This is a genomic window from Schnuerera sp. xch1, assembly GCF_019931165.1.
GTDB lineage: Bacteria > Bacillota > Clostridia > Tissierellales > Tepidimicrobiaceae > JAIOUP01.
On sequence record NZ_JAIOUP010000013.1, the window covers coordinates 64,081 to 74,613 of the forward strand.

The 10,533-nt window shown below is 29.3% G+C and carries 8 protein-coding genes and 1 pseudogene; 3 read left to right on the forward strand and 6 right to left on the reverse strand.

The features are described 5' to 3' along the window. Positions 1-111: 111 nt before the first annotated feature. Positions 112-978, reverse strand: a complete 867-nt coding sequence (locus tag K8M07_RS09740) for a MerR family transcriptional regulator (protein ID WP_223378294.1) — start codon at positions 976-978, stop codon at positions 112-114. A 240-nt stretch (positions 979-1,218) separates the two neighbouring features. On the opposite strand from K8M07_RS09740, the gene K8M07_RS09745 reads away from it, so the two are divergent. Further along, entirely contained in the window at positions 1,219-2,607 is a 1,389-nt protein-coding gene (locus K8M07_RS09745; protein ID WP_223378296.1) for an MATE family efflux transporter, read from the forward strand. A gap of 12 nt (positions 2,608-2,619) precedes the next feature. On the opposite strand, the gene K8M07_RS09750 is transcribed toward K8M07_RS09745, so the two are convergent. From K8M07_RS09750 to K8M07_RS09760, 3 genes are all read right to left on the reverse strand, one after another. After that, complete coding sequence (locus tag K8M07_RS09750) at positions 2,620-3,558, reverse strand: linear amide C-N hydrolase (protein ID WP_223378298.1); 939 nt, start codon at positions 3,556-3,558, stop codon at positions 2,620-2,622. A 487-nt stretch (positions 3,559-4,045) separates the two neighbouring features. Then, on the reverse strand, positions 4,046-4,477 hold the full coding sequence (locus tag K8M07_RS09755) for a DUF2383 domain-containing protein (RefSeq protein WP_223378300.1): 432 nt from the start codon (positions 4,475-4,477) through the stop codon (positions 4,046-4,048). Positions 4,478-4,913: 436 nt separating this feature from the next. After that, positions 4,914-5,765 (reverse strand): DegV family protein, encoded by an 852-nt coding sequence (locus K8M07_RS09760; RefSeq protein ID WP_223378302.1) that lies wholly within the window; start codon positions 5,763-5,765, stop codon positions 4,914-4,916. A gap of 632 nt (positions 5,766-6,397) precedes the next feature. On the opposite strand from K8M07_RS09760, the pseudogene K8M07_RS09765 reads away from it, so the two are divergent. Both K8M07_RS09765 and K8M07_RS09770 read left to right on the forward strand, forming a co-directional pair. Then, positions 6,398-6,541, forward strand: a pseudogene (locus K8M07_RS09765) (IS6 family transposase); the annotation flags it as partial. Between the two features lie 632 nt (positions 6,542-7,173). Continuing rightward, positions 7,174-7,992: a sugar phosphate isomerase/epimerase family protein gene (locus tag K8M07_RS09770; protein WP_223378304.1), complete on the forward strand. Its 819-nt coding sequence runs from the start codon at positions 7,174-7,176 to the stop codon at positions 7,990-7,992. Between the two features lie 305 nt (positions 7,993-8,297). Here K8M07_RS09770 and K8M07_RS09775 read toward each other — a convergent pair whose 3' ends face one another. Both K8M07_RS09775 and K8M07_RS09780 read right to left on the reverse strand, forming a co-directional pair. After that, complete coding sequence (locus tag K8M07_RS09775; RefSeq protein WP_223378306.1) at positions 8,298-9,077, reverse strand: IclR family transcriptional regulator; 780 nt, start codon at positions 9,075-9,077, stop codon at positions 8,298-8,300. A 488-nt stretch (positions 9,078-9,565) separates the two neighbouring features. After that, positions 9,566-10,426, reverse strand: coding sequence for a shikimate dehydrogenase (locus K8M07_RS09780; RefSeq protein WP_223378308.1), 861 nt, complete (start codon positions 10,424-10,426; stop codon positions 9,566-9,568). Positions 10,427-10,533 lie beyond the last annotated feature (107 nt).

The following is a 10,533-nucleotide window of genomic DNA, read 5'->3' on the forward strand; positions in this document are numbered from 1 at the left end:
CCTACTTTTATTACATATTATATTCTTTTAATCATATAATCAAGAAATTTTTAAATTCAATATTTTTAGTTAGCCTTAGTATAATAGATACAGAATCTTTTTTATATATTTTTATTTGAAATCTGGAAATCTTTCTACAAATATTTCATTGGCCTTCAATAGACTCTGATAATACTCTTCATATGATGGAGATAATCTCCTCATGGCAGGAATAAATACATCATTATAACCACTAGTTTTTCCAAATGATTTCATGGCTTCCATTAGTTGACCATAGGGGGAAGACTTATATCCTACAGATTCTTTAAAATCTTGATATTGTTCAATTATCTCTGAATAATCATCTAAAAACTTCTCTGGATCTTCAATTCCTTCTTGTTTTCTAGCCTCTGCTTCAGCAATTCTATCATCTGACCAAAAATCCATGTCTTCTTCAAAGTGGCTCATAATCTTATATGAAATTTTTGGTAGTTCTACTTCATCTAAGAATTTAACAATTATTTTATAGGCTGTTTCTTGTTCTTCTGTCTTTACAGGCTCTTCTAAAAATCTATTAAAATGAATTATAAAAAATCTACCATAGAATCCTGGAAAAGTTTCTAAAAGTTTTTCTTTTATTGATTTCTTTTTATTTAATTCATTAATTTCTGCATTTATTTTTTCTATGTTTTTACCTTCTGTAAGCTGCTTTAGTAATTGAATTTGTCTATTAGATAGTTCATTTTCTAGTTCTTTTCTAATAATACATTTTCTCAACTCTTCTTTGGAAAATTTGGAATTTATAACCTCTTTAATCTCAGACACTGATAATCCTAATACCCTAAGTACACTTACTTGTTTTAATCTTTCAACCTCAAGTTCATTAAATTCACGATATCCATTTTCATTAATATTTGGGTCGATAATTTTCTTTTGTTGATAATAATCGATAGCTTTTTTTGTTAATCCCGTAGCATTACATACTTTATTAATTTTCACAATAAACACCTCCTACATTAACTATAAGCTAACCCCTTAGGGACTAGTCAAGATATAGAATTAACTTAACATAAATTTTATAAGATTATAAAGTGTGTTTAAGACACATAATTTATATTACCTTCCTAAAACACTCTACAAAATCATCAGTATAAAATAATTGTTTAAACTCACAAAAAAATGTATAATTATCATAAACATATTTTTGAAATTTTCTAGACAAAAGATAGGAGTGATTAATTGAAAAAACATAAGGATAAAAATAATCTACAAGAAAATAGATTAGGAGTAGAACCAATCTTGCCACTTTTAATAAAGTTATCTATTCCATCTATATTTTCCATGACCATACAAGCTCTATATAATATAGTAGACAGCGTATATGTGGGAAGATATAGCGTTGATGGACTTACCTCCCTTTCTATAGCTTTTCCCTTACAAATGTTTTTAATAGCTATAGCAGTAGGTACCGGGGTAGGTTCTAGTTCTCTTATATCTCGACTTTTAGGGCAAAATAAAAAAGAACAAGCTTCTAGAACCGCAGAACACGTTCTTCTACTATCCGTTTTTTACGGTTTAATAATTGCCATAGTAGGTATATTCTTTTCTAAGAATATCATAGAACTTTTTACAAGTGATCCAAATTTACTAAAAATGTCTACAGACTATGCTAGAGTCATATTTATAGGTTCTGTATCTTTATTTGTCCCTATGCTTGCTAATCAAATACTAAGAGGCGAAGGAAATACCTTTACTCCTATGATTGCAATGTTGATAGGTGCCATTACAAATATAATACTAGATCCATTTCTAATATTTGGTATAGGACCCTTTCCAGAACTTGGTGCTGCTGGAGCCGCTTATGCTACAGTATTTAGCAGAGCAATAAGTGGAATTTATATCATACATATGGTGATAAATAACGACAAGGACATAAAAATTGATAGAAAGAAATTTAAATATAACTTCCAGATTATTAAGGACATATACAAAGTAGGATTCCCTGCTATGGTGATGCAGTTTTTAGGTTCCTTTACAATAGCAGGCTTAAATATTATAGTAGGCTCTTATAATACTAATGCAATAGCCGTTATAGGCATCTACTTTAAACTGCAGAGTTTTGTGTTCATGCCCATATTTGGTCTAAACCAAGGATATATGCCCCTTTTAGGATATAACTATGGATACAATAAGCCAGACAGAATGAAAGAGAGTATAAAGTATGGTCTTCTCACAGCTTTTACGATAACTACTTTAGGATTTATCCTATTCCAAATAATGCCTGAACAATTTGTACGTCTGTTTAATAGCGACCCCGAACTTGTAAGAATTGGAGCGAAGGCACTTAAAACCATAAGCTTATCCTTCCCAATAATAGGTCTTGCAATAGTAGCATCCACTACATTTCAAGCTATAGCTAAAGGTTTTATAAGTCTATTTATATCATTTTTAAGACAGATAATAGTACTTCTTCCCGTAGCATATGTTTTAGCTAAGTATGGAGGCTTAGATGCTATGCGGTACTCTTTTCCAATTTCAGAAGCAGCATCTGGTATAGTGTTATGTATACTATTTATAAAGGTATTCTCTAGAACCTTTAGAGATATGAAAGATAAGTCAATAGAATAATAAAAATATTAACTATTTTAACCTTTTCACAATAAAATCTGAATCTATAAAGAATGCTTGTCTTTTATCCTTGTCGTCTATATCTTCAAATCCCAATTGATAAACTGTTGGATTGGTATTGGATTTTACAGTTAATAGTTTATTTTTTGTATCATAGGAACAAATATATCTGGTATAAGTAATATGATTATACTTTTTGTTTCTTACAAATCCATTGGGCATAATCATTGTAGCCATTATATTATAAGAATGAGAAAGTGCTTCCTTAGAGCTATTAGGCTTAATGTTCATTTTAGTCAGATAAAAGGCTTTAATAAACCTAGAAATAGGATCATAACCTCCTGGCAAATTTTTAGCAGAGTTAAAATGTTCAAGATTATCTAAATCTATAAGTTTCTCAAGTCTTCTAACATGAGACTCAAAGCCGGGCGAATTGGTCATTACATCATATGGATTTTCATAACATACCAATTTCCCTTTTTTAGGCTCAACAACAATACATCTTTTAGTAGAATCAGCAAACATAAAATGAAAATCTGGTGATATTACATTTTCTCTTCTATGGTCTTTAGTAGATATATGAATATTTGGTAAACCTTCAACTAATCCTTCTACTGATTTATAGTTTGTAAGTGCATAGGTGAAGTAATCCAAACTGGAGATATTGACCTTTTCCGACTTTACTTGATTAGAGTAAAGATTAAACCCTGAAAAAACATTGGTAATCCCTATTAATCCATGTTCATTTACACCATCTTTCAACGCATTTCTGTTTTCAAAGCATATCCCTAATGTCCTATATTTTGAATACAGTGGGTTGCCCATCAAATCATTACAGTAATTATAATTTTTTGGTAAATAGATTACATTGTAATTTAAAGGAACCTCATAATCCATTGTCCTTGCCATCACACAACCATCTTTATAATTTATTTTTATACCTGTACACATGTTATCCCTCTTAATGTTTTATTATATTTATCAAAAATTAATTTTATCACGCTGTTTTGAAAATAAAAAGAAACATATATCTATATTCTACCATATATGTTTCTCGCCATATTAATTAACATTGCAATATTTACATATTATTTATAATTTAAATCCTATTTCTCTCATAAATTGTAATAGATCAATATAATTAACGAAAATATTTAAATCTACTAAGTAATTTTTATTCATATCTAATTATATCCTCTTTTAAAACATCATAATTTTTAACCTTTATATCTAATAGGCTAAAAGCATAGTTATAACTTATATCACCAGATTCTAGTTGCTTTGCATATCCTTCTCCAGTAATGCAAAAACCCCCCGTCCCCATTGCACATTATTTATATAGCAAGAATTAACAATTTCTTATTTAGCCTCAAGAAAATTTAAGCAGTCTCAGTCTGATAAAATATCAGACTGAGACTGCTTAATACAACTTTATTAATTATATTAATCTTCTCAACATATCAATAGATTCTCTATCCCTTTCTAATACTTCTCCAGTTAAGTCTCTAGATTTATCGTCTAAATTGCCCCTTAAAACTTTTTCAGCCATATTTACTCCCTTTACTTCACCTTCTATAGCCTTCTCTACAATCGCGCCAGTATCAGCTTTTGAACCTAAACTCATATTAAGTTGCATCTCTCCCATTTTCCCCTTCATGCCTAAACTCTCATTTGGTTGGCCACCTATATCCTGAATATAAGTTGCTAATTTATCGATATTCTTTCTATGTTTTTGTTGAATATCTTTAAAACAGTCCTTTACACGATCATCATCTACTCTTGAAATAAAATTATTAAAACTCTCTATAGCCATATACTCTCCTTGTAAGAGTTCGTTTAATGATTCTATTGTTTCTGTATTATGAGACATTTTATCCTCCTTTTGACTATAATTTTATCTTTATGTTCCCACCAAATCTAAAATTAATACAACTCTTTTAAACATTAGTAAATTTACTTTGATAGTTATATAATATTTGTGGCTACTTTATCTATAATTTCTATATTTTTTAAAAGGAATACTAATTATAAACTCTTTTGTATTTTCTATTAACTTATAAATATGTTTTGAATATCTAACAGCAACCATAAATACAGGCTTTTTCAAATACAACTTATACCGCCCAGCTATTATCATTATATTTATTTCATTTTTATAATTAAAAATGTCCCTTTCTTTAACTGCTCTAAAGCTTCTGATGAATACTCATTAAAATTAATCCTTTGAATTATTATACTAATATCTCCTCTCCTTTGTTTTACAATTATATTAATGTAACTTATTATTTCTTTTTCTATCTACATTGTTAATTTGACATAAATAATATACCAAGTGTATTTGGTCCACAATGAGAAGAAATTGTACATCCAGCTCGAGTAACTAATATTTCTTTAAAATCATACAAATTTTCTACAGTTCCTTTTACAATATCTATATTCTCAAGGGATGTTCCTGAATGTGTAATAAAGATCCTATCTGATTTCAAATTAGTCTGTCCCTTTAGCCTATCAATTGTATACTGTTTTAGAACCTTAGACAATCCACCTCTATATTTTTTCCCTACACTCATTTTACCACTTGAGTTGTCAACCTGTATACAGGGTCTAATATTCAATATATTAGCACCCATGGAAGCAAGAGCTGAACATCTACCTCCTTCATAAAGATAGGTCAAATTGTCAACTACAAAACTTGCATTAACTTTAGACTTTAGCTCATTTAATTCTTGATAAATTTGATTAGCCGACATTCCCTTAACTATACGTTCAGCAGCCTCTATAACAAGAAGACCTATTCCTGTAGAGAGATTGCATGAATCTATTGGATAAATATTTCCAAGTTCCTGCGCTGCTATACAACAATTTTGGTATGAAGAAGAAAGTCCTGAACCAATGCATAAATGGATAACTTCAAATCCCTCATCCGTCCATTTTTTAAAATATTCCATATATTCTAAAGGGTTAGAAGCAGATGTCTTTGGCAAAATATTATCCTTTTGGTATGTATCATAAATATAATCTGGGTTAATATCTATTCCATCTCTATATTGTTTACCACCTAAGTTGATATGAAGTGGATGATAATTGACTTTGTATCGTTCTTTCAATGTATCATTAAGATCACAGGCGCTATCTGCGCTTAGAATGATTTTTTTCAATCTATTTACCCCCTTAAACATACAATATTATTCTTAATTACACTTCTTCACCAACTCTAAACCACCATTACGACCTATCTCATTTATAATTGGTATTCTGCTTTCTCTTATATTTTCAATATATAAATATAGTTGATGTAAATAATATTATTATAATAATTAAAGGAATATACATAAAAATTTCCTATAATTTTTACTTTTTCGCTAATATATCCATAGTCTTTTTTAGTATTTCATTATCCTCTTTGAGTTTTGCATTTTAAATTTATTTATTAATATACAAAACCTTATTTTCTGTTTATAACTATATACTAACATGATTATGTACACTATTATGTAAATTTCGCTTCGTAAATTTAAATGAAAATTGAGGACTTCAATCCTCTGTGTTACAATGTTTTCGCGAGAAAACAAGTACCTCTCAGAAAGGATCAAGCCCTCATGCAAAAAATTGTACCAGTAAATATTCGAAATCCAATAATAAAGATTCGTTTTATAATTATGGCAAAGATAAAGATAGTTACCAAAAATACCTTTGCCATAAATTTAATCACCAATTTACTTCTAATAGATTAATGTCTAGGCAGTTACGAAATTATCCTCGTTGTCCTGTCTGCGGTAAGACAACATTTTTTCATCATCAATTTAAAGCTTGGTGTAAAATTAAACAAGGTTTTAATTCCTTTGAATTCGCAAATAACTTAATCAGTATGTTTATATTTTTCTATAATTTTGTAAGGCCTTATTCATCTCTTAATGGTTTAACACTAGCTTAAGTTGCTGAATTAAATCTAACTTGATGGAAAAAAGAAAAGGTATTTTCTCATAACATAAATCTTGCTTCAATTCCGCCTAAATATTTCCCCTTTAAAGCCTCTCCTTCCCGTTTTAATGCTTATTTCTTCTTTGTCCATATTATAAAAACTTAAGCTCATATCTTTTGGCAAAATATTATGGAGATCTTCTTGATTGAGAAACTAAAGATTATCAGTCCTGTGAAATTTTATACTAAATTAGTATACGATTATCCAAATGGGTTAGGAAGCTCAATAGACAGCATCCACTTTGTATTAATATTCTTTCTCTAGCTTTTCCCTTATGTCTATGATGAAGTCTATGCTTATGTCTCTTTCTATGACTAACAATACTATTAAAAGCTAATAAATTATCAAAACATTATAACTTATAATAGAAATACCTTCATATTAATATTATTGTGAATAAGAAACGACACATCTTTTTTCATATTATTTTGACATAATCATAAGGTAATTATGGCTTACATTATCAAAAGATAATAGTATTAAATAAACAAATATATTGACATTTTTGTATTTTTTAAATATAATTAAGTATAGAAGATAAATGGAATCTAGTTCCGTGTTATAGAACTAAAGGGGGTGATAAAATGAAAAGAGAATTTTCATTAGCACATTTGACAGTATTAGGATGTGCTCCACCAGAAATGACTTACATAGCTGCTATGTCTGGATATGATTATGTAAGTATTCGACCTATTTATATGGGTTTATCTGGTGAACCAAATTATGATTTAGCCTCAAATAAAGAGATGTTAAAACAAACTAAAAGGGCCCTATCAAGTACTAATATGAAGGTTCATGATATCGAGCTAGCTCGTATCTATAATGGAGTTGATGTTAAGGAATATTTACCTGCATTTGAAGTGGCTGCAGAGTTAGGTGCTAAGAGTGTTCTAAGCAGCATTTGGACACCTAATCGTGATTTTTATATTGAAAAATTTGCAGAACTTTGTGATTTAGCTAAATCGTATAGATTAACCGTAGATTTAGAGTTTGTAACTTGGGCTGATGTTGATAATTTAGAGAAAGCAGTTGATATTCTCAATACGGTTAACCGTGATAATGCTGGAATTATGATTGATACGCTTCATTTTCATCGTTCTCGGGTAAGTCTTGAAGAATTGGATTCGATACCAAGAGAATGGTTCCATTTTGCTCATATATGTGATGGTCCTTCAGATATACCTACTACTAAAGAAGAATTAATCCATACTGGTCGTGATGAACGTTTATATGTAGGTGAAGGTAGTATTGATATAGCAGCAATTTTAAAAAGAATTCCTGAAGTAGTTTATTCAATTGAATTGCCACATATTAAAAGAGTAAAGGAATATGGTTATGCTGAACATGCTAGACGTTGCTTACAAACTGCTAAAGATTATTTAAATACAAATTCTCATATTTAAACATTTGGACGTAAAAAACTACTATCGAAATAGTAGTTTTTTATATTTGCTTATTTTATTCTAATAAATCTTTTTAACTAAATCTACAATCATATATCTTATCCAGACTAAATATTAAATAGTACAGACTCTCGTCAAATACCCTTTATAGTTTTACATCTAGTAACTATACAATTATAACATCTCTTAAAGTTCAAAAAGGTATTGTGCATCTGGAGAAATTTAGTATATTCGATCAGATATTTTAATATCCATATAATGCATATAGTTCCTTAAATTTTATTATCCACCTAATTCATCCTTTTTTATTCAAGATATATTGGCCTTTTCTCTCTATATCCTAGTTTATAAGATATGTTACTAGCAGAATCTGTTATTAGTCTTGCAAAATACTCAATATCTTTAGGAAATCTATAAACTGGACCGGACATTGATATACAACCTATTACCTTTCTATTTTCATCAAAAATTGGTGCAGCAATACACCCAACCTCATTATAATATTCTCCTAAACTCAAACTATAACCCTTCTGCCTAATTTCTTTTAATTCATCTACAAATTCTACTGGATCAGTAACAGTATTTTCTGTAAATTGTTTTAAATCCTTAGCCATGTCATACCAAATTGATTCATCAAGAAATGCTAGTATAGATTTACCTGTTGCACCTGCCCATATAGGGAACCTTTCTCCTATTTTTACTAATTGTTTTATAGGTGCTGGACTTTCAACTTGTGCAATACATACTCTATCTAACCCTTCCAATATATATAAATTACTTGTTTCATTAGTAATTTTCGTCATATTTTCCATATACGGAATACTAATAGTTCTTATATCCATGCTTTCTTTTGCTACTAAGCCTAATAAATGCATAGTATAACCAAGTTTATATTTTTGAGTATCACTATCTCTAATCAAAAATCCTTCATGTTCTAGTGTTGATAATATTCTTGAGGTGGTTGATTTAGGAAGATTGATCATTTCAACAATTTGACTAAAAGTTAATTCCATATGTTCCAAATCAAAACACTCTAGTATTTTCAGCGCTCTTTGAATAGATCTTATAATATTTTTTTCTGACAATATTCTACAACTCCTTCTAATCATCAGCTATTACTAAAGATGAGTTAAATTTTAGTAAATTATAATTAAGGCTATGTTCATTATAACATAAAATACGTCAAAACTATAAAGTTTTTCTGATTTTATAGTTTGCTGGGTAACGTAGGTAGTATCAACATTAATCCAAGGTTCTAAATAAAAATATTATAAGTAATAATCTCTAAAAAGAAATAAAAGAAAAGCCATGTTATTAAATATTCTTCTCATAAATGGGTCCAATTTAAAGCTTCCTTAACAAGAATAGCCAATTCATCAATGGATTTTCTAAGATCTGTTGCACCGATTGCTAAATAAACATTATCTATAAACCCTTGGTTTAATATCTTAACAAAACCGCTAATGTATCTTCAGTTGTTGCTTTACCTATTAGGTGAAATTATTTCATAGAAACTATTGATCGAAAATATGGAATATATTTAACACTTATCTATTATTTTTGGTTCATCTTATTATTTACCAAATATCTCTCGCTTTATTAAATCAATTGGCATATCTTTATCAGTCCAAATTTTAAAAGCAATTGCTCCTTGCCAAATCATCATCATAAGTCCATTCATATATCTACAACCAGCCTTTTCTGCAATTTTTAATAACTTAGTTTGATTAGGATCATATACAATATCAGCAACAAATAAATCTTTTGGTAATTTTTCAGGTGAAGAAATTATTGCTTGGTCAATTGTTACTTTCATCCCTAGAGAAGTACAGTTTACTAATACCAATGCATCCTTAATCTCTTCTACTAATACAGCTTCATTTAATGCTAATGCTTTACTCTTGCAAGTTGGAATGTTTTTATTAATGTTATTAACTATTTCTTCTGCAGAACTTAAAGTTCTATTAAATAGTATAAGTTCACCAGCACCATCAAAAGCTAGTTGGGTTGCTACTGCTCTTGCAGCACCTCCTGCACCAGCTAGTACAACTTTTTTCCCCTTAAAGTCTATACCATTTTCTTGTAAAGCTTTTACAAAACCTCTACCATCAGTATTATATCCAATTAATTTTCCATTATCATTTTTTACAGTATTTACTGAACCGATAATTTTGGCATCCGGGGATATATCATCTAAATATTCAACAACCTCTTTTTTATGAGGCATTGTAATGTTAAATCCCCCAACATTAAGGATCCTCATTGCATCCAATGCTTCTTTAATAAAACCATCTTGTATTTCAAAAGCCATATATACGTGATCTAACCCCAATGCTTCAAATGCTGTATTATGCATATGAGGGGATTTGCTATGTTTAAGTGGGTATCCGATAAGACCCATAAGTGTCGTTGTTCCTTGTATTCTATTGCTCATAATAACCATCCTTTCATTATTTAAAATATATTAGGCGTTTGCGAAACGCCAAAACCCGTATAAATACGGGATATTTTTTCATAAAATAATATAACTCCTCACCGATT

Bases quoted from the DNA above. Each gene is read 5' to 3' on its own strand.
- K8M07_RS09750 (WP_223378298.1), bottom strand. From the start codon at position 3,558: ATGTGTACAGGTATAAAAATAAATTATAAAGATGGTTGTGTGATGGCA.
- K8M07_RS09780 (WP_223378308.1), bottom strand. From the start codon at position 10,426: ATGAGCAATAGAATACAAGGAACAACGACACTTATGGGTCTTATCGGA.
- K8M07_RS09755 (WP_223378300.1), bottom strand. From the start codon at position 4,477: ATGTCTCATAATACAGAAACAATAGAATCATTAAACGAACTCTTACAA.
- K8M07_RS09770 (WP_223378304.1), top strand. From the start codon at position 7,174: ATGAAAAGAGAATTTTCATTAGCACATTTGACAGTATTAGGATGTGCT.